This window comes from Hydrogenispora ethanolica (assembly GCF_004340685.1).
Taxonomy (GTDB): domain Bacteria; phylum Bacillota; class UBA4882; order UBA8346; family UBA8346; genus Hydrogenispora; species Hydrogenispora ethanolica.
The window spans coordinates 70221-90609 of record NZ_SLUN01000013.1 but is presented as its reverse complement, the minus strand read 5'-3'; the positions used below and the strand labels follow the sequence as shown (position 1 = coordinate 90609).

The window sequence follows — 20389 nt, the reverse complement described above, 5'->3', positions numbered from 1 at the left end:
GATTTCTCCGTTTTAACCACCGGATGAATAGGCACGGACCCGGGCGCCGGCCCGGAACGTTATTCCTTCACGTTATCCAGATATTCCTTCTGGAACTTGGCGGCGGCCTCTTTCAGGAGTTTGGCCGGAGCGGCGTTTTTATCGCTCAATACCGCCTGAACGATGGGCGCCAATACCTGGCCGTAGACCACTTGCGCCTCGATCGGCGGTTCGGTGTGGGCGGTCTTCGGCAGGGCGTTCAAGAAAGCTTCGTCGCCCCAGGATAACAGAACATCGGAATGCTTGGCGAAGGTCGCTTCCCATTGCTTATAAAAGGGGCTGGTGGGTTTGAGCGGGAAATACTCAAACTGGGCGCGGTATTGCTTGTTCTGCCGGGCTTCGGTCGCTTCGCTCTCCAGGCGGGTGATGTTCCCTTCGCCCCACAGTTCGAAGGTCAGCCATTTCCAGGCGGCGTCCCGGTTCCTGGGCGGGCACAAGGCATTGATGACAAAGAAGCGTCCGCCCTGCACGCCGGCTTGGCGGCCTTTGGGTCCGTCGCCCTTGGGCATCAGCGCCACGCCGACGTCCCTGGGATTCATCTTCTGGCCGTTGATGGCCACGTTGCGGCCCCAGTCGCCGTCCCAGACGATGGCCGCTTTGCCGGAGCCAAAGACGTTGAATACGTCGGTCCAGCCGTTGCTCCAGTTGGCGGGGAGCACGTCATATTTCCACTTCAGATCTTTCAGGAATTGCAGCGCCCGGATGGCTTCGGGCGAGCCGAAGGCGGCGGTATACTTGCCGTTCCGGTAGGTCTCGATCTCCCCGCCGGCCTGGTAAATGAGATCGCTCAGCGCCCAGCCCGCTTCACTGCCGCGCGTCATCGGCGCGAAACCGGCGATCCCTTTTTCCTTGTCGGTCAGCTTCACGGCAGCCGCGACAAAATCTTTCCAGGTCCAGCGGAGGTTGGGCTCGGGGACGCCCTTCTCTTTGAACATCCGTTTATTGTAAATCACATGCTTGACATATCCGGTCCAGGGAACTCCCCAGATTTTACCGTTCAGGCGGAAGGGGTCAAAGGAATTCGGGCTGTACCAGCTGTATTTGTCCCATTTCTTCAGGTAATTGTCCAGCGGAACGGCCCAGCCCTTGGCGACCAGCATCGGGCATTCGGTGGCCCAGACGTCGATGACGTCGGGAGCATTATGCGCCGCTTGCATCACAAAGAAATTCTGGCGGGTCGTGTAGGTGTACGGAATGGTTTTGCACTTGATACCGGGATTAGCTGCTTCAAAGCGTTTGATCCGCTCCAGCGTCGCCTCGATCCGGGCCTTATTGTCGGGGGTATCCGGGTCGATCACCACTTTTAGCTCGATGGTGTTCTCCGCCGCGCTGACCGTGACGATTGTGGCAAAGGTGAACGCCAGCAAAGACGCGATGAGCAAAAACACTGTAATTTTCCTTCCAGACCGCAAAATCATCTACCTCCTCCATTTTTTCACTAACGTCGGGACCCAACTGCAGTTCGCTCTCGATTCCCCCTTTCGCGCTCTTGTTAAAAAACTATTTTCTTCCCGCTGTCAGCAAGAATGACGGGACTTGCCGGTTTGGGCTAGACCCGGTGGGTCTCGGGGATGGCGACAGTCCGTCCGGCGGCGTCGATGGAATATTCTTCATCGTAGATGCCGATCCGGACCGGGGGACCGTCGACCACTTGGAATTCGGCGTTCTCTTTCCCGACGGCGACCGCGATGGTCGAACCACGGTAGCGGATCCGGAAACGATAGGCTTGCCACGGCCGCGGCAGCACCGGTCGGAAGAGCAGCCGCTCTCCGTCGGAGCGCATCCCGCCGAAACCATAGACAATATTCATCCAGGCCGCCGCCAGCGAAGTGGTATGCAATCCCTGGCCGGTGTTGCGGTTATAATTGTCCAGATCCAGGCGGGTGGCGAAACGGCAGAGCTCAAACGCCTGGCCGTGGTAGCCGAGCTCGGTGGCAAGGATCGAGTGGATCGACGGCGAGAGGGACGACTCGTGAATGCAACGCGGCTCGTAATAATCGTAATTGGCGCGCTTGACGGCCGGGCTGAATTCTTGATTGTAAAGGAAGATGAACATCAGCACATCGGGCTGTTTGATCATATCGTAGCGGTAGAGCCGGTCATAGGACCAATGATGGTAGAGGGGGAAATCCGTCACCGGAATCTCCCGGATGTCCAGATGCGGCAGATCGAAAAAGCCGTCGTGCTCTTCATAAATGCCGCTCTCCCGGTCCTGCGGCAACCGCATCCTGGCGGCTTTCGCTTCCCAGTCGGCCAGCTCCTCCGGGCGCAATCCCGTCCTGGCCGCGACATCGGCCAGCCGGTCCGGGCAGGCGCTTTGCATCGTTTGCAACGTCGCCAGGGTATACTCGAAGGTCTTTCGGGCCATGAAATTCAGGTAACAGTTATGGTTGACCATCAGCTGAAATTCATCGGGCCCCATCACGCCGTAAAAGCCGAACTCGCCGCTACGGGGGCTCCACTGTCCCCGGCTGGCGTAACAACGGCTGATCTGGATCAGCATCTCAACGCCTTGCCGGTAGAGGAATTCCCGGTCTTCGCTGATCTTCACGTAATGGCGGATGCCGTAGGCGACCGCCGAACCGACCTGCAGTTGCAGGCTGGCGTGCTGCCACAGCCCGCAGCTCTCCGTGCCGTCGATGGTGGCGATGGGATAAAAGGCGCCGTCGCAGTCCAGTTCCTTGGCGCGTTCCAGCGCCTGCGGCAGCGTGCGGTGGCGGAACTCCAGCAGGCTCCTGGCGGCCGCCGGGTTGTTGAACAGATAGAACGGCAAGCAATACGTTTCGGTGTCCCAGAAGGTGTGCCCATTATAAGCCTCGCCCGTCAATCCCTTGGCCCCGATATTGGCGCCCGGATCGGCCCCGCGCAGCGTCTGATACAGCTGAAAGATGCAAAAACGGATCCCCTGCTGGTTCTGGGGATCGCCTTCGATGGCGATGTCGGAGCGCTCCCACACCCCGGCCCAGTAGGCTTGCTGTTGGGCGAAGACTTCATCAAAGGTCAAGCGCGAATGAACCTCGGCCACGGCTATGCCGGCCCGCCAGACCGCGTCCGGATCGCCGCCGGGCTCCTTGGCTGCAAAATAAGTGACCGCCTTATCCACGGTCGAGGTTTCGCCCAGGCGCAGCTGCAGCGCGAACCCCAGGCCGCTATATTTCTCCCGTTCCACCGGCTGGGTCGTCACGGCGGGCGGCAGGTGCAGCTTGAAGGCGGCGAAGAGCCGCCGCCCCAGGTGGATCGTCTGGCCGAGCACGGCTACACCGTCGTCGCGCAACTCCCGGCGCGGGCAGCTCCAGAAATTCTCGCCCTTTTCCTCGTGAACCGGAGCGAAGTCTAATCCCGCCTCCAGCTCCACCGGACCGGAAAAGTTCAGCGGCGTCAGGCGGATCCGCTGCCAGCCCAAGTGGGGATGGGTCATGCTGACCAAACGCTGCAAGGAGATCCGGAGCGCCTGGCCGTTCCGGGCCCGCCAGATGAATTCCCGCTCCAGGAGGCCGGTCCGCAGATCGAGCACCCGCTGGAAATCGCTGACCGCGCTCCGCGCCAGATCGAGCGTTTCTCCGGCCAGCCGGATCTTGAGCCACAGCCAATCGACGGTATTGACCATAAACCGGGTTTTATGGATGAACCCTTTATACGAGGCCGCCTGCGCCACGGGAGCTTCTTCGTAAAAACCATTGCAATAGCTGCCCACCAGCCGTTGGCCGCTGTAACCTTCCTCAAAATAACCCCGGACGCCCAGGTATTCATTGGCCAGTGCGAAGATGGACTCTGAGACCAGGCTCTGTTCCGGGTGGAACGATTTTTCAATGATCCGCCAGGGATCGACTTCCAGATAACGGTTCGCTACTTTCGGCATCGGTTGACTCCCTCAGCTCCGTTGTCGCGCCGCCGTCATCCGGGGATGGGGTCAGCGCTTGGATTTGTCCAGATACTCCGTTTGAAATTCGGCCGCCGCCCGATCGAGCAGCGCTCCCGGGTCGGCCCGGGGATCCGTCAGCACCGTCTGAATGACGCGATCCAGAATTTTGTACAATTCCTGGCAATTGATGGGTTCCTCGGGATGCATCCGCACCCGGTCAAAATTCAGATACTCCTGAAAAAGCGCCAGATTCACATTGACGTACTTAGAACGGATCCGGCGGTTGGTCGCCTGCTGGCGCAGCCAGACCGGGACGCCCGAATTGCCGACCACATAGCCGGAGGCATTGTCCCGCCGGTAGGCCAGGGCCTTGTACCGCAGATCCCGCTTCGACAGCGTGGGCCCGAAGCCCAACAGCTGCAGCCATTGCAGCGCCGCGTCGATCTGCTCGGGGCTGGCGTCCGGCGCGAACATGTACATGTCCCCGCCCTGCAGCCCCACCCGGCCCCGGGGTCCGGCGGGGATGGCGCCCATGGCGATATCCGCTTTTTTCATCCCGTAATTGTCGATGACATAGTAAAAGCCGTCATGATCAAAGCCGACATCGAACTTCATCGCGCACTGGCCGGTGGCGATCAGCTCCTGGCCCTTGGACCAGTCGATGAAGGTCTGATCCGGCAGCACGTCGTAGCGCCACTTGAGATCCTTCACATATTGCAGGGCCGCCGTCGCTGCGGGAGAGTTGAAGACCGCCCGCCATTTGCCGGCCACTTTTCGCTCAAATTCCGCGCCATAGCTCCAGGCGATATTCATGAAATGCCAGCCGCCGCCCTTGCCGCTGGTTTCGAGGAGAAATCCGGGCCGGCCGGTCTTCTCCCTGATCCGCCGGGCGGTCTGCGCCAGTTCCTCATAGGTCCGGGGGATCTGCGGCAGGCCGTCCGGACCGACCAGGCCCGCGGCCCGGAACAGCTTGAGGTTGCACATCAGTCCCATCAGATAGCTTTCTTTCGGCACCCCGTATATTCTGCCGTCCTTTTGGACCAGCCGCAGAATCTCCGGCTCAAACTCCCGGTCCCAGCCGCGTTTTTGCAACACCGGCGTGATATCGGCCGCGTATCCGGCTTCGATGATCTTTTGAGGCTCGGTGAACCAGGTGTTGAAGATGGTCGGCAGTTTTCCGGCGGCGGCGCGCGGCAGAAACGAGGTGGTCGAATAGGACCATTCATCCGGCACCACGGTGACCCGATACTGATCGCGCATGATTTTGACATACTTGTTCCAGGCGCTCCGGCGCGGGTCATCCTCCCTGGGCCAGTCGCCCACGGTAATGGTCACCGGTTGGGACGGCGGTTCCTTATCCCGGTAGCCCGCGACAAGCAGCGCAACGCATGCCAACAGGATCACGCCACAACCGAACAGCCCGATTTTGCGCGACATCCGCATCTCTCCTCACGGTATCGTAAATCTATTGTAAACGAAGCTCCTGGAAATTTTAAGGCAGTAAACCTGCAAAAATGGTCGGGAAAACTGCGATGTCGCCCCCATCCGGGGGCGACGGCCCGCTACAATTTTGGTAAAATCAGTGTTACAATAGGATCAAATCCGCTTTGATGTAAGCTCCGCAACCCGGAATCACCCAATCCAGCCCGACCGGCGAGGTGGTCTCTTTGTTTAACCGGCTTGAATTCAAGATCCGGGCCCTGATCGTGACGGTCATCTCCACCAGCGCTTTGATCACCAGCGTCTTTCTATACTGCGCCTTGCGCCAGAATATCATCGGCCATTCGGTCCGGCTGGCCGTCCAGTACGCCGAGCAACAGAACCGGAACGCCCAGCTCTTCTTGTCGCTGATGGAAGAGACCGCCAAACTGCTGCTCAATGACGAAGACATCATCCGGGCGTTGCAAAACCCCAACTTCAACAGCTCGATCGTGAACAAAGCCATTGACAAGCTGAACGGCATCCAGACCTCGAGCGTATCCTTGACCGGAATGACGATCTACGGTCTCAACCGCGCCTATTACTCGTCGGACTCGATCGATCTGGCGCCGAACCACCGGCCCACGCTGGAACAGCTGATGCAAAACAGCGCGTTCCGTTGCTTTGCAACCTCCGCTCAACAACGCTTGTGGTGGACTCATGCTCCGGAGGCGCGGGGCCGCTCCGGGCAGAACGCCATTCTGACGCTGGCGCTGAAGATCGTCAATCCCGCCGGGAAACGCCTCGGTTATGTGCTTCTGGATATGCGCACCCCGTCCTTCTTTCAGTTCTTCGCCGACCCCAGGAAGGGGAGCGGCGCCTATATCATGGCCGGTTCCCGGGAGTTGTTCCGGGCCCCCTACCATCGCGGCCTGCCCGTTGAACCCCTCCGCAGCCGGCCAAAGAAAAACGGCCCCGCCAAATTCTTCATGGACCGTTTCGGACGCTTCCTCTATATCGGCTTTCCCATCTCCTACTCCTCCGATACCATCGTCAAAGTGCTGCCCCTGGCCGGCGTCCGGCGGCAGTTGTTCGGCTTCCTCCTGCTGCTGCTCCTGTCCAACCTGGCCTTCATCGGCGGCTCCGTCTGGGTCAGCCGCATCATCTCCGCCAGCATCACCCGCCCTTTGAACGAATTGCTGCTGAAGATGCAGAAAACCGCGCCGCTATGATCCGGCGGTTTCTTCCTCCCGCGCCGGATCTTGCGGCGCGCCGACTCTCACGGTAACGGTCGTGCCCCGGCCCGGCTCGCTCTGAAGCGACACTCCGTACCCCGGCCCGTACTCCAGCCTGATCCGCTCGTTGACATTGCGCAGCCCATAACCGCCGTACTTATTCCGGGCCGCCGCCGACCGGGAATGGAAGTCCGCGGTGAAACCCACGCCGTCATCGGTCACCTCGAAAACGATCGCGTCCCCGTCCCGGTAGCCTTTGACCTCGATCCGCCCCGGGCCGTCTTTGGGATGGATGCCGTGCTTGATCGCATTTTCCACCAGCGGCTGCAGAATGATCTTCAGGATCGGCAGGGAGCGAATGGCCGGGTCGATCCGGTAATCCGCGGCCAGCTTCCCGGGGAAACGCATCTGCTCGATGGTGACAAAGCTCTGCACCAGCTGGATCTCTTCCTCCACCGTGATGAATTTGTCGCCTTTGTGGAGGCTAATCCGGAAAAAGGTGGCCAGCGCGATCACCAGCTTCTCGATCTCCGGCTGCCGCTTCAGCTTGGCGATCCAGCCGATCGCATCCAGCGTGTTGTAGATGAAGTGGGGATTGATCTGGGCTTGCAGCGCGGTCAGCTCCAGTTCCCGCTGTTTCTCCTTCTCCAGGTTGTTTTTGTGAATCAAATCCTGAATCCGCAGCACCATCTTGTCGTAACTCTCTTCCAGCACCGCGATCTCGTCCCGGGCCGGGCCACCACCGGCGGCGGGCGGCGGGCCGCCCTTGCCGAAGGCCTCCAGCTTGTCGCGGAGCCGCGCCACCGAACGGGTGATCTGGAAGGCGAAATAAACCGCCGCGAGAATGGCGGCCAGCAGAATGGCCGAGCCGATCAACAGCACCAGCCGGTTGATCCGGGCGATCGCCCGGAAAAGGCGGCGCTCGGAGATGACGCTGACGATCTTCCAATGGATCCCCAGCCGTTTCAGATGGTCGTCAAACTGGCGGATGGCCACGATGACCCGCTCGCCGCGGTAGCGGGAGTTCTTGTAGCTGAAAGGCCGGTCGGTGTGGAAGAGCGAGGTGTCGAAGTAGACCTTGCCGATCTGGGCCGGATCGGGATGGGAGATCACCCGTTGGTCGTCGGCGATGATGAAGGAGAAACCGCCTTCCGGAACCATCTTGCGGTACATCTCGTGGAAGGCGGACTGCCGGATGTAGATGAACAGCTCGCCCAGGGCCTCGCCGGTGTAGAAATTATCGAACTTGCGGCCGAAGACGATATAGGCGTCCCCGGCGGTATCTTTCTTGACGCTGCCCCAGATCGGCAGGGCCGAGGAGCGGACCTGATGGATATCGAGCAGATCGGGCCTTTGAATCATCGGGCCGGCCGGGACATACTCGTAGATCCGGTTCTCCCGGTTGACGATATAAATGGCGCCGACGATCTCCTTATGCACCAGCAAGCCGTCGAGGAGCTGCCGCAGCCGCCGGCTCCGGGCGGCGAAGGAGAGCTGACGCTCCCGGTTGAAAAGGTGGTAAATGCCGTTATTCACCGTGAGCCGGGCCGCCAGAAGATGGATCTCGTCCACGATCATTCCCACACTGGCGGCGATCTCGTTCTGAGTCGACTCCACATAATCGGCCAGATAGTTTTGGAGGAGCGATTGAGCCACCATCCGGGAGATGACGATGACCGACCCGGTGGAGACGAGCAGCGCCACCAGCAGCAGGATGACCAGCCGGTTCCGGATCTTGAATTGGCGTAAAGCGCTGAAGAGCGTCCACATCATCCGGGCTCCGTTCAGGAGGTAATTTTTCCGTATTCGCTGGGGCTGAAACCGGTGACTTTCTTAAAGAGCTGACTGAAGTACTTGGTGTCGTTGTAGCCGACTTTGGCGCAGACCTCGTAGATCTTGTAGCTGTTCTCCCTCAGCAATTCCTTGGCCCGTTCGATCCTGTACTCCACCAGGCAATCATTGAAGGTCTTGCCCAGCTCTGCCTTGAACAAATGCATCAGGTGGGACGGACTGACAAACAACTCCCTGGCCACCAGTTCCACGGTGATCTCCCGCTCCAAATGCTGCCGCAGATAGGCCACGGCCGCCTTGACCAGCGGATGGCAATCTCCCACCCCGTCGTCCTTGGCCCAGTAAACCCGGCTGAGGCCGGGCAGCCCCCGGTGTTCGCAAGCCGTCAGGGCCTCCTGATAGGCCCCGCTCAGGCCGGTCAGAGCGGGAGCCGGTCCGCCGATGCCGATCGTCAGCGGATATTCCCTGCCCAAGGACTGTGAGAGTTGGGCCAACAGCTCCCGGCAGGCGGCTTTGACCGTGGCGATGGGCATTTCCTCGTAATGGTCCGCCTGGATGATGCCGATGATCTCCTCGTTATTCTTGTCCAGCACCATGCCGCGGAAACCCCAAGGGCCGAAGAAGACCGCGGCGAACCGTTCCTGCAGCGTCGCGCCGAACGCTTCCAACTGCTCCCGGGAGAACTGCCGGGTCAACAGCCGGAGATCAAGCGGCTTCAGGACCAGCACCATCGGATTCTCAAAGGAGAGCGGCAATTCCAGGCGGTTCCACTTGGCCCGCAAGGCCGTTTCGGCGCCGCCGGACCCGGCGAGCAGATCGAGGATGAACTGCTTCTGAATAGCCGGGAGCTCCTCTTTGAGCTCGTCATAATGCTGTTTTGCCTTCCGGGCCTCCTGGATGCTCCCGCCGACGCTCAAAACCGTCTCGACCAGCTGCTGGTTCTCAATAGGCTTCAGGAGATAGGCCGAGGCCCCGAAACGGATCGCCGACCGGGCGTAATCAAACTCCTCATACCCGCTCAAGACGATAATCCTGGAGTCGATCCCCACGGCGCGCAGCTCGGCCATGAATTCCACGCCGTCCATCAACGGCATCCGGATATCGGTAATGATGATATCGGGCGTCAGGGCGGCGGCCGCCGCCAAGCCCTCCCTGCCGTTGCCGGCCTCGCCGATGATCTGAAAACCATGGCTCTCCCAGTGGATGGTCTCCCGAATGCCCATGCGCACCCAGTACTCGTCATCCACGATCAACATCGTTAACATGGCTGCCCCCCTGCTCCAACCCGCCCCGCCAACCAGCGTCCGAAGACCCCCACGCCGCCGCGCCGCGCCCGCCGGGATGTTCCGGGCTGTGGCAGCTCCGCCTGCTTTCGGGTGCGGTACAATCCGGATGGATCAATTTCGCTACATTTCTTCCAACACCTTCCCAAGCCATCCAAAAACATGAAAAAGTAGCAATATTCAACGCCAGGAACTTTGCGGCGGCGGCATCGAAGACAACGGGCAGAGAGGAGGTAAATCCCACATGACGAAGATTGGCAGGTCCATGAGGAGATTGGGGTCTCGGGTCAACCGTTTCGGTCGCCCCATAAGCAGCCGCAGCCGCCCTGGAAGCCCGCCCGGCGGCTGCGGCTGCTTGCTCCGTGACGGTGTGGGCAGGCCCAGTTGCTGTGCAGGCTGGCGCGGTTTGTGTGGGAACATGCGTAGCTACTGTGCCAACTTGCACAGTAACTGTGCAAGGATCCCCGGTTGGCGTGCGAGGATGCGCAGTTGGTAGGCGATCATGCCCCATTGCTGTGGCGGCTGGCGCGGTGACTGCGCGGGCATGCCCGGTTGTTCGAGGAGCATTCGCGACGGCCCGGGATGCTCATTCCGTTCTAGCCGGAGAAGCCGGAGCGGCCGGCCGGGCATCAAAAAAAAGATGCCTGCTTTGGCATCTTTGCGAATGACTAAGAAAATGGCCGCCCACTTTTCTTTCCCGGCAACGCAGCGTCACCCCGTAGGGCCGGAGCGCGTGTCAGGTCTTGTGCCGGCACGCCGGACACATGCCGTACATCTCGATGTGGTGCTGCTTGATCTCATAACCGGTTTTGGAGGCGATCTCCTCCTCCATCTGGTCGAAGATGCACTCCGAAAACATGACGGTGGCGCCGCACTGGACGCATTCCAAAACGTGCTGGCAATGATGGCTCACCAGCTCGTAACGGTCCGCCTGATCGAGGCTGTTGACCTTGCGCACCAGGTTCATCTTGAGCAGGCAATTGAGATTGCGGTAGACGGTGCCGCGGTTGACTTTACAATGCCGGTTCACTTTCTGATAAATATCGTCGGCGCTGAGGGCGGAGCCCTCTTCGAATGCTTCCAGGATCTCAGACCGCTTTTTGGTGAGACGGTAACCGCTCTCCTTCAGCTTTTCCCATTGGCGATCCATCGGTCTAACCTCTTTTGACTTTTATTCCGCCGCGGATACGGTTCGCTCCGGCAAAACCGGACTCCCCGCCGGCTTCCTCCCCGGGCGCAGCCGAGGCCGCCAAACAGAGGGAGGTACTTTTTCATTATAAGCCGCTCTGCTTTTGAAGTCAAATCCACCCTAGGGCCCAAATTTCATTCGCGGACTAGGCCAGGTTCAGCTTCTTGAGCCCGAAGCAAAGCACGAAGCAGACGGCATTCAGGAATACAATCGTGGCTCCGGTGGGGAAGTTCAGAATGAAGGAGAGAAACACCCCCAGGATCACGCAGGATACCGAGATCAGCGTCGAAATGAAGATGGTGCTCTTGAAACCTTTCGAAACCTGCAGGGCGGTGACGGTCGGAAAAACAATCAGGCTGGAGATGAGCATCGTCCCCACCACCCGGATGCCCAGCACGATCGTGATCGACGTCAGGATGGAGATCAGATAATTCATGGTCCGGGTCCGGAGGCCGATCACCCGGGCGAACTCTTCGTCGTAGGTAATGGCGAACAAATTGTTGTAAAAAAAGAAGATCGTGAAGATCACCACCGCCGAAAGGACCAGCGACAGAATGACGTCCAGATTGCTGATGACCAGAATGCTGCCGAAAAGGTAGCTGAAAAGGTCGATGTTGAAACCCCCGGCCACGCTGGAGATGAGCACCCCGGCGGCCACCGCGAAGGAAGAGATGAGCCCGATGGCGGCGTCGCCGTGCAGGTCGGCTTTTTCATTCAGCTTCAGGATCAAAAACGACGATAGGATGACCAGCGGGATCGAGACCAGCAGCGGCGAGGCTGACAACAGCAGCGCCAGCGCGATGGTGGCGAAACTGACGTGCGCCAGACCGTCGCCGATCATCGAATATTTCTTTAACACCAGAAACAATCCCAGATACGAGCAGCAGACCGCGATCAACGAGCCCACCAGCAACGCCTTTAGGATAAAATCATATTGTAACGCTTCAACGATCAAGCTGATCGTGCTTTCCATCCGCGTGCCCCCAGCAAAATTGATGTTGCGCCAAGAAACCGAAATACTCGGTCATCTCTTGGGAATGGCAGAACTCGTCGTAGCCGCCGTAGAAAACCAGCCGCCGGTCCAAGTAGAGCATCTTTTTGGTATACTTTCCGACCGAGCCCACGTCATGAGAGACCACCATCACCACCACGCCGTCGTCCCGGTTCAGCCCCTCGATCAGTTCGTAAAACTCCTCCCGGATCTGCGGATCCAGGGCGCTGGTCGGTTCATCGAGGATCAGCATCTGCGGCGAATTCACCATCGCCCGGGCCAACAACACCCGCTGCTGCTGGCCGCCGGAGAGATTGCCGATCTTTTTGTCTTTCAAGTCGGCGATCTTCAGCCGTTCCAGGATGGCGTCGATCCGCTCGTAATCCCGGGCCGAAAAGAATTTGGGCTCCTTTTTGTTGGCGAGCAGCCCGATGGATACGATCTCCTTGACCTTGGCCGGAAAAAGCCGGTCGCTCGAGACGGCTTTTTGGGGAAGGTAGCCGATGAAGTGCCCCTCCGCCAACTGCGGGTGGAAGGTGATTTTCCCTTCGTAGAGCGGCAGCAGGCCGAGAACGGCCTTCATAAGCGTCGTCTTTCCCGAACCGTTGGGCCCGACCACGCCGATATAATCTCCTGCTTCCACCGTAAAACTGATCTTGCTCAAAACCTCGTGTTTGCCGTAGCGCACGGTCAGGTTTTGAACCGCTAATATACTATCCACCATACCCCAACCCTTGTTTGAGTCGTTCAAGATTGCCTTCCATGAGTGTAACATAGCTGACCTTGGCTTTCAACTCCGCTTTGGAAATATTGTGGAGGCCGTGGAGCAGCAGCATCTTGGCGCCGGTCTGATCGGCGATGACCTTGGCGACTTTAGGGTCGATCAGTTCTTCGTAGTAGATCACTTTGGTCCCCGTCTTTTTGATGGTCTTGATGAGTTCCGCGATCCGCTGCGGCGTCGGCTCGGCATCCGGTGCGAACCCGCTATAGGGGGAGATGTACTTCAATCCGTAACGCTTGGCGAAATAGCCGAAGGCGAAATGCCCGCCGTAAATGATCGTTTTGGTCCTGGCTTTGGCAAAGGCCGCCGCGAATTCCCGGTCCAGTTTCTGGAGCCTCTTCTGGTAGGCGGCGCCGTTTTGCTTATAAAAAGCGGCATGCTGCGGATCTGCCTTGGCCAGGCCGGCGACGATGTTGCTCACCATTTGCCGGGCGAGGACCGGATCCAGCCAGATATGCGGATCTTTGCCGCCATGATGATGGTGCTCCTCCTCCCCTTCATGCTCGTCATGGTCTTCATGTTCCTCTTCCTCTTTCATCAGCTCAATGCCCCGGCTGGTATCGACAATGACGATCTTCTTCCCTTTGACGCCCTCGATGACTTTGTGGGCCCAGGGTTCCATATACTCCCCGGTGTAAACGAAGACATCGGCTTTGCGGATACCCACGATATCCTGAGGCGAAGGCTCGAAAGAATGGGGTTCCACTCCCGGCGGCAACAGCAATGTGGCAGCGACCTTATCCTTCCCGATCTCTTGCACGAAATCATACTGGGGAAACAGCGTCGTCACGACTTTCAATTTTCCCGTTGCTCCTTGCAGCACCCCGCAACCCGGGCCGATGACAAACAGTGCGGCCAAGACCAGGGAAATGAGCAGATGATAACGTTTCATTCGGACACCCCTCTCGAAAATGAGAATTTTTTTCATTTCGATTTTATCACTGTATCCAAATTAAGTCAATTGTATACTGAAAAAGAAACTATTATCATTCATGTTCATTATAATTATTGTAAACTAAATTTGGGAAATTAACGCCGCATCAAAAAGGCGCAATCCATATTTCACAGATTGCGCCATAGATGCTAGCGAAGCCGGATGATTCCGCCCAGAAACTTCTGCGGTTATTTCCTCTGAGGATGATAGAGTACAAGCGAATGCGCACCGCCAAGGCACCGGCTACCCGACGTTGTGGTGGTGGTGACGATACCCGCACAGACTTCCTAAGCGGTGATTTCCAAACGTTTCATTCCTTCGCGGAAGGCCCGGAAGAAGCGGTCGTTCTGTTCGGCGGTGCCGAAGGTAACCCGGATGCAATGGGGCAGGCCGAAAGAATGCGTGGCCCGCACGATGATCCCGTTGTGCAGCAAGAAATCGTAAATGGCCCGGCTGTCCTGGCCGCAGTCGATCAGGATGAAATTGGCCTGGGTCGGCAGATAGCCGATGCCCAACCGGTCCAGTTCCTCGTAAAACTGGCGTTTGCCCGACTGCACCAGTTCTTTGCTGAGCTTCATGTGAATCTTGCTGTTCAGCGCGGCGACGCCCGCCGCTTGGGCGATCAGGTTCACATTGAACGGGTCCTTGATCCGCAGGGTCTCGCGGATCAACTCCGGCGCGGCCACCGCATAGCCCAGCCGCAAACCGGCCATGCCGTGAATCTTGGAGAAGGTATGATAGACCACGAGGTTGGCGAAACCCTCCTGCAACAGGCGGATTCCATTGGGGAGCGCCGGGTCATCGGCGAATTCGGCATAGGCCTCATCGACGACTACCAGGACCGAAGCGGGGACCCGCCGCAAGAACCGGACCAGCTCCGTTTCGGTGATGATCGTGCCAGTCGGATTATTGGGATTGCAGATGAAGATCATCTTGGTGCGGTCAGTGATCGCGGCCAGCATGGCGTCGAGGTCGTGGCGGTAGCCGTCGCCCTTGACAAAGACCGGCTTCGCCCCCATCAGGCGGGTCACGATCTCATATTGGCTGAAGGTCGGCTGCGGAATGATCACTTCATCATCGGGATTGAACAGAGCCTCCGCCAGGATCCGGTTGACGTCGTCCAAGCCGTTGCCGATCAGCAGTTGGCCGGGATCCACCTTCAACTCGGCGACCAGCGCGTCCCGCAGATAGAAGTTGTTGGCATCCGGATACTGGGCCACCCGGTCCAGCGCGTAAATAACCGCCTGGCGGACCTCCTGGGACGGTCCCAGCGGGTTTTCATTGGAGGCCATTTTGATGACTCCGTTTAAGCCCAGCTCCCGTTCGACCTCTTCGATGGGTTTGCCCGGTACATAGGGGGGGATCCGATCAATACATTCTCGAAACATTCCGCTACGTTTCATTGGAATCGCTCCTTGTCGTCAGCGTCGCGATGCTGGAAATCCAAAACGGCCTTACCCCGACACGAGGTCGGGCCGGAGCTTTACCGCGTCATTCAGATAGACCGGGCGTAAAGCGCCCTTGTCCAATTCGGTATGGAAATGGAGCATCACCCGGATACAGAGCGGCAAAGCGCCGTCTTTGGCGATCTCTTGGGCGCACATCAACGGCGTATCCGCCAGTCCCAGCTCCCGGGCTGCCACCGCCGGAAATTCGCTGCGGATGTCGGGAGTCACCGTAAAGAAAATGCTGATAATATCCGCCGGCCGTATCCCATTGGCCGTAAAAAGTTCCTGCAATAATTCCCGCGTCGCCGCCAGCACCTGCGCCGGCTGATCCCGTTCAATCGTGGTGGCGCCCCGCACCGCCCATATCCTTGCACTCATGTTGTTCACTCCACCGCCCGGTGGCTCATTCCCACCGCAATCTCGTCCAAATGCACCAGACCGATGCTGAAAAAAACCGCGACGCTGACATGGTCGCCCTTCCGGGCAATCCCGATCTTGCCGCCGATATTCAGACCGATCGCCTTGATCAGAATCTGCGACATTGCTTCGCGGGTGGCGCCGGCGATCGCGCCCTCCTCGGCGTGGCAGTCCTTGATCAATAACTCCCGTTTGGCCGCCACCACCGCCCGTTCGACAATGGCCTTCATGGCGGCGATCGCCTCGCCGCCGTAATCCACCGCCGCCGCCCGGATCTCGTGGTTGCGGTAATATTCCTTCATCGACTTCTCTTCCTCGCGGGAAGAAGTCATGGCCATGGTCAAAGCCGCCTTCGCCACTTCACGGCTGCCCGATTCCAGCATGGTAAAGCCTCCTCGAAAACTCCCGGCCGGAGATTTAGCGATCCATCAAGCCAACAGGCTGCCGAAGCTCCCGGATCCCCGCCGGGGACGGTATAGATAGGAAGTCGCTCCCCCGGCATGGCCTGAAACAACCCGGGTCCGCCTAGTAAAAAAGCACCCCATGGAGTGCTCGATCGTTCCAATATTTATAATTAAATCTACCATACTTTTGCGGCGCTTACAAGTCACTTGTTGCGACTCCGGGGTTAAAATTTGACTTTAGCTAGGGTTGGCTGCGCCGCCCGGAATGGTAGTAACGGGGCTCGCTCCCTTCCAGCCGTTCCGCCAGGACCATGGCCCGGCGCAGCTTCGGATCAAACAATAACGCCTGGACGGCTATTAGCAGCGCAACCAGGATAAAAACCAGCCGCAAACAGAGTTTTTCCCGCAACACCAAATGATAAAAGAGCCGCTCATACCAACGATACCGTCCCGGCACGCGTACCCACCTCCGGACTCAGTTTGCCCGGCTTTGCTCCGCTTCATGCGCCCGCTCCGCGGCGGCCAATCCCGCCGCCACTCCCGAAGAAAAAGCGATCTGCAAATTGAAGCCGCCGGTGTAGGCGTCCACATCCATGACCTCCCCGGCGAAGAACAGGCCGGCGGTACGTTTGGAGGCCATGGTCTTGGGATGAATCTCTTTCACATTCACCCCGCCGGCGGTCACGATCGCCTCTTTCAGCGGCCGCGGCCGGCTGATCGTCAGCTGCAATCCTTTCAATAGCCGCACCAGCTCCAGCCGTTCCTCCCGGGTGATCTGGTGCACCGGCTTTTCGGGCGGAATCTCCGACAGCTTGACCACTACCGGAATCAGTTTTTGCGGCAATAAGTCATCCAGGGCATTCCGGAAGAACTTATTGACATACTTGGCGAAATCGCGCTGAATCCGCTGATCCAGCTCGGCCTCGCTCAAGGCGGGTTTCAAATCGATCGCCAACACCACCGAGAGCGGCTGCTCCAACACCCGGCCGGCGATGCTGCGGCTGAGGCTCAAGATGACCGGTCCGGATACTCCAAAACTGGTAAACAGCATCTCGCCGAACTCGGCTTCCAGGACCTTTCCCTGATAATAGCCGCTGACCCGCACATTGGTCAGGGCCAGTCCCTCCAGGTCTTTTACCCACTCCTCCCGGGTCTCCAAGGGGATCAGGGAAGGCCGGATCGGAGTCAGCGTATGGCCGGCCTGGGCGGCGAGACGATACCCGTCCCCGGTGCTGCCGGTGCCCGGATAGGATGCGCCGCCGGTGGCGATGATCACCGCCCGGGCGCCGAACTCCCGGCCATCGGCACAACGCACCCCGGCGATCTGCCCGTCCGCGATCAACAGTTCCGACACTTGCGCTTCGCAGACCAGCGTCACGCCATGGCGGCGCAGCGCCTGGGCCAAGGCGTCGACCACTTCCCGGGCCTGATCGGATTCGGGAAAGACCCGTTTACCCCGTTCCACCTTGAGGCGGACTCCCAGCTCATTCTGGAAGAGATCCATCACCGCCTGGGCATCGAAGTTCTGAAAGGCGCTGTATAAAAAGCGGCCGTTTCCGGGGGTATTCGCCACCAGCTCGGCCAATTCCGACTGGTTGGTCAAATTACAGCGGCCGCCGCCGGTGATCGCCAGCTTCCGGCCGATCGAACGGTTCCGCTCGATCAGGACGACCCGGGCGCCGGCTTTGGCGGCGGTCAGCGCCGCGATCGTCCCGGCCGCTCCCGCTCCAACGACAACAATCTCGGTATTCATGATGTGTAGCTTACCAAACCTTTCTTTTGGAACTCAAGGATCCGTTGCTGGAGCTCGGGGATGACCCGTTCCGCGGCCGCCCGGCCGATGCCGATGCATTCCTTGGCCCGTTGAAAATGGAGGGTCCCGATGTTTCCCAGTTGCGGAGCGATGGTCAGATCCGCCAGGCCCAGCTGGCTCTCGTCCAGCCGGTTCCCCATGATGTCCAATACTTTGGACAATACGTCAAAGACCGAATTGATCTGGTGCTGGGTATGATCGAAGCCGACATTCACCGCGATCACGAGGTCCCCCTCCATCTCCTTGGCCACCGTCACCGGAACGCCGGCCACCACTCCGCCGTCCACCAGAATTCTGCCGTTCACTTCCACCGGGTTGAAGACCCCCGGTATGGAGATACTGGCCCGGATGGCCGGAGCCAACGGGCCCTCCTTGAAGATGACCGCCTCGCCGCTGAATAGATCGGTCGCCACCGCCCAATAGGGCAAGAACGTATCGCCAAAACATTTCTTCTTGGTCAACAGATCGATCAGCGTCTGCACTTTGACGCCATCGATCAGCCCCAGCCTGGGCAGGCGCAGATCAATCAGATCCTCCCAACCAAGATACTCGACCAACTGACCGAGATAGTAAAGGTCCGTCCCCACGGCATAGGTGCCGCCGATCAAGGCCCCCATGCTGGTCCCCACGATCCCCGCGAGCCGAATCCCCGATTCCTTTAGCACCTGCAAAACTCCGATATGGGCGAAGCCGCGCGCGCCGCCGCCGCCCAACGCCAGGACGATTTTGGGATATGCAGAATTCGTATTCACGGGTGAACCCCTTCCTTTCTACGAATCAAAAGGCAGCCCGGATCATCATTTCAACGCGGCGACATTCTCCCGACTCTATTGTACACCATGGCTTGGGATTGTTACCGGAGGTTCCGGAAAAAACGTTGGTATCAAAGCGGCTCACGGTATGGACGTTCTAAGTTATTTCGAGTCCTTCGTCAAATTCCCTTCCGGACATCCGCCGAAGATCAATAAAAAAATGGGGGCTTCGGCCCCCTGTCTTACGCGGTTATCAATTGTTCGTTGTTGAGCAGTTTTTCGTTATTCAGGATCCGCACCGGCGGCACCTCTAGGTTGGAACGATAGACCGCCAGCTGAATCACTTCCTCGATCCGCTCCACCGGGACGATCTGAATTCCCGTTTCGGATTCAAACATCTCCTGCCAGTTTTCTTTGGGAATGATCACCCGTTTGGCTCCGGCTTCCTTGGCGGCGGCGATCTTGGGGACCACCCCGCCGATGGGCATGACTCCGCCGCGGATGGATATCTCCCCGGTCATCGCCACTTCATTGTCGATCTCCCGGCCGGTGATGGCGGAATAGATGGCAGTCGCCAGCGTGATCCCGGCCGACGGCCCGTCAATGGGGACCCCGCCCGGGAAATTGATATGAATGTCAAAATCGGCCGGATTGACTCCCAGAAACTTGCGGATTACGGTGAGCACATTCTCCACCGATCCCAGCGCCATGCTTTTGCGGCGGATCTTCCGGCCGGCCTGCCCCATCTCTTCCTCGTCCACCACGCCCGTGGTGGTGACCTTGCCTTGGCCGGGCTGAGCGGGAATGGCCGAAACCTCCACCTGGATCACGGAACCCATATTCGGACCGAAAACGGCCAGCCCATTCACGTATCCGACCTGTGGCTGCGGAGGAACCTTGATATTGGGCCGCGGCGAATACTGGCCGCTGTGAATGACCCATTCCACATCTTTCACCATGATTTTTTTGCGGCCCTCGGTGATGGCCAATCCCGCGGTGATCTGAATCAGATTCACCGCGTCCCGGCCATTGGTCGCGTATTTGGTGATGATCGACATCACCCCGGCTTCCAGCTCAAAGCTGATCTTCTTGGCGGCGTTCCCGGCGATCCGCTCCACATCCGCCGGAGCGAGGGGTTGGAAAAAGATCTCCACGCACCGGGAACGAATGGCCGGAGGAATCTCTTCCGGGGTCCGGGTGGTCGCTCCGACCAATCGGAAATCCGCCGGCAAGCCATTCTGGAAGATATCATGGATATGATGGGGAATATTGGCGTCCTCGGAGCTGTAGTAGGCGCTCTCCAGAAACACCTTTCTGTCTTCCAGCACCTTCAACAGTTTGTTCATCTGAATCGGGTGCAGCTCTCCGATCTCATCGATAAAAAGGATGCCGCCGTGGGCTTTGGTGACCGCGCCCGGCTTGGGCTGCGGAATACCCGCGATTCCCAAAGGTCCGGCGCCTTGATAGATCGGATCATGGACCGATCCGATGAGCGGATCGGCGATGCCGCGGTCGTCGAAACGGGCGGTCGTCGCATCCATCTCCACAAATTTAGCGTTTTCTTTGAACGGAGATAGCGGCTGCTTTTTGGCTTCCTCCAAAATGACCCGGGCGGCGGCGGTTTTGCCGATGCCGGGCGGTCCGTAAAGCAGCACATGCTGGGGATTGGGCCCGCATAACGAGGCCCGGAGCGCTTTTAATCCGTCGTCTTGTCCGATGATCTCTTCGAAACTGGCGGGCCGGGTCTTCTCGGAAAGCGGTTCGGTCAGCGAGATCCTGCGCAATCGCTGTAATTTCTCCATCTCTTTCCGGGACTCCCGGTCCACCGCGGTTTTATTGCCCTGCTGCGAACGGAGCAAATTCCAGAAGTATAACCCGATGACAATCGCAAAAAACAGATTAATCAGCCCGATGACATTTGCCACAACTTCCATTGCGATGACTCCTTTCCTAAGGAAATCACCCATAGTATCTGCTCGATCGCTGCGAAATAAACCCGAATCGCTAACTTTCTGTCCAGATTGTGACAAA

17 protein-coding genes are annotated in these 20389 nt (G+C 58.8%); 1 reads left to right on the top strand and 16 read right to left on the bottom strand.

Annotation, left to right across the window (positions count from 1 at the left end; all coding sequences use genetic code 11):
- Positions 1-59: 59 nt before the first annotated feature.
- The 3 genes from EDC14_RS11950 to EDC14_RS11940 form a co-directional block, all read right to left on the bottom strand.
- Positions 60-1457 (bottom strand): ABC transporter substrate-binding protein, encoded by a 1398-nt coding sequence (locus EDC14_RS11950; protein WP_132014531.1) that lies wholly within the window; start codon positions 1455-1457, stop codon positions 60-62.
- 131 nt (positions 1458-1588) lie between these two features.
- The gene (locus EDC14_RS11945; RefSeq protein ID WP_132014530.1) at positions 1589-3898 is read right to left on the bottom strand and encodes a glycoside hydrolase family 65 protein; all 2310 of its coding nucleotides are present in this window, start codon (positions 3896-3898) and stop codon (positions 1589-1591) included.
- A gap of 51 nt (positions 3899-3949) precedes the next feature.
- Entirely contained in the window at positions 3950-5338 is a 1389-nt protein-coding gene (locus EDC14_RS11940; protein ID WP_165907976.1) for an ABC transporter substrate-binding protein, read from the bottom strand.
- Between the two features lie 230 nt (positions 5339-5568).
- Here EDC14_RS11940 and EDC14_RS11935 point away from each other — a divergent pair, with 230 nt between their 5' ends.
- Complete coding sequence (locus EDC14_RS11935) at positions 5569-6552, top strand: cache domain-containing protein (protein WP_132014528.1); 984 nt, start codon at positions 5569-5571, stop codon at positions 6550-6552.
- Here the strand turns inward: EDC14_RS11935 and EDC14_RS11930 are convergent.
- The 13 genes from EDC14_RS11930 to lonB all read right to left on the bottom strand — a co-directional run bounded on the left by EDC14_RS11930 (position 6547) and on the right by lonB (position 20292).
- Complete coding sequence (locus EDC14_RS11930; protein WP_207930743.1) at positions 6547-8325, bottom strand: cache domain-containing sensor histidine kinase; 1779 nt, start codon at positions 8323-8325, stop codon at positions 6547-6549. The genes EDC14_RS11935 and EDC14_RS11930 overlap by 6 nt on opposite strands.
- A 14-nt stretch (positions 8326-8339) precedes the next feature.
- On the bottom strand, positions 8340-9611 hold the full coding sequence (locus EDC14_RS11925) for a response regulator (RefSeq protein WP_132014526.1): 1272 nt from the start codon (positions 9609-9611) through the stop codon (positions 8340-8342).
- A 754-nt stretch (positions 9612-10365) separates the two neighbouring features.
- Positions 10366-10779 carry a Fur family transcriptional regulator gene (locus EDC14_RS11920; RefSeq protein ID WP_132014525.1) on the bottom strand — a complete coding sequence of 138 codons (414 nt, stop codon included), beginning with the start codon at positions 10777-10779 and terminating at the stop codon, positions 10366-10368.
- A gap of 184 nt (positions 10780-10963) precedes the next feature.
- Complete coding sequence (locus tag EDC14_RS11915) at positions 10964-11791, bottom strand: metal ABC transporter permease (protein WP_132014524.1); 828 nt, start codon at positions 11789-11791, stop codon at positions 10964-10966.
- The gene (locus EDC14_RS11910; protein ID WP_165907975.1) at positions 11763-12533 is read right to left on the bottom strand and encodes a metal ABC transporter ATP-binding protein; all 771 of its coding nucleotides are present in this window, start codon (positions 12531-12533) and stop codon (positions 11763-11765) included. Before EDC14_RS11910 ends, EDC14_RS11915 begins: the two co-directional genes overlap by 29 nt.
- Positions 12523-13482 carry a metal ABC transporter substrate-binding protein gene (locus tag EDC14_RS11905; protein WP_132014522.1) on the bottom strand — a complete coding sequence of 320 codons (960 nt, stop codon included), beginning with the start codon at positions 13480-13482 and terminating at the stop codon, positions 12523-12525. The genes EDC14_RS11910 and EDC14_RS11905 overlap by 11 nt, the downstream gene beginning before the upstream one ends.
- Positions 13483-13811: 329 nt before the next feature.
- Positions 13812-14927, bottom strand: a complete 1116-nt coding sequence (gene hisC / locus EDC14_RS11900; protein WP_132014521.1) for a histidinol-phosphate transaminase — start codon at positions 14925-14927, stop codon at positions 13812-13814.
- Between the two features lie 51 nt (positions 14928-14978).
- On the bottom strand, positions 14979-15350 hold the full coding sequence (gene aroH / locus EDC14_RS11895; RefSeq protein ID WP_132014520.1) for a chorismate mutase: 372 nt from the start codon (positions 15348-15350) through the stop codon (positions 14979-14981).
- A 5-nt stretch (positions 15351-15355) separates the two neighbouring features.
- A complete protein-coding gene (locus tag EDC14_RS11890; RefSeq protein WP_132014519.1) occupies positions 15356-15772 on the bottom strand; it encodes a HutP family protein in 417 nt (138 codons plus the stop codon).
- A 262-nt stretch (positions 15773-16034) separates the two neighbouring features.
- Complete coding sequence (locus EDC14_RS11885; protein WP_132014518.1) at positions 16035-16250, bottom strand: hypothetical protein; 216 nt, start codon at positions 16248-16250, stop codon at positions 16035-16037.
- Between the two features lie 18 nt (positions 16251-16268).
- Entirely contained in the window at positions 16269-17546 is a 1278-nt protein-coding gene (locus EDC14_RS11880; RefSeq protein WP_132014517.1) for a BaiN/RdsA family NAD(P)/FAD-dependent oxidoreductase, read from the bottom strand.
- Positions 17543-18358 carry a patatin-like phospholipase family protein gene (locus EDC14_RS11875; protein ID WP_132014516.1) on the bottom strand — a complete coding sequence of 272 codons (816 nt, stop codon included), beginning with the start codon at positions 18356-18358 and terminating at the stop codon, positions 17543-17545. Before EDC14_RS11875 ends, EDC14_RS11880 begins: the two co-directional genes overlap by 4 nt.
- Positions 18359-18600: 242 nt before the next feature.
- Positions 18601-20292: an ATP-dependent protease LonB gene (gene lonB / locus EDC14_RS11870; RefSeq protein WP_132014515.1), complete on the bottom strand. Its 1692-nt coding sequence runs from the start codon at positions 20290-20292 to the stop codon at positions 18601-18603.
- Positions 20293-20389: the final 97 nt, after the last annotated feature.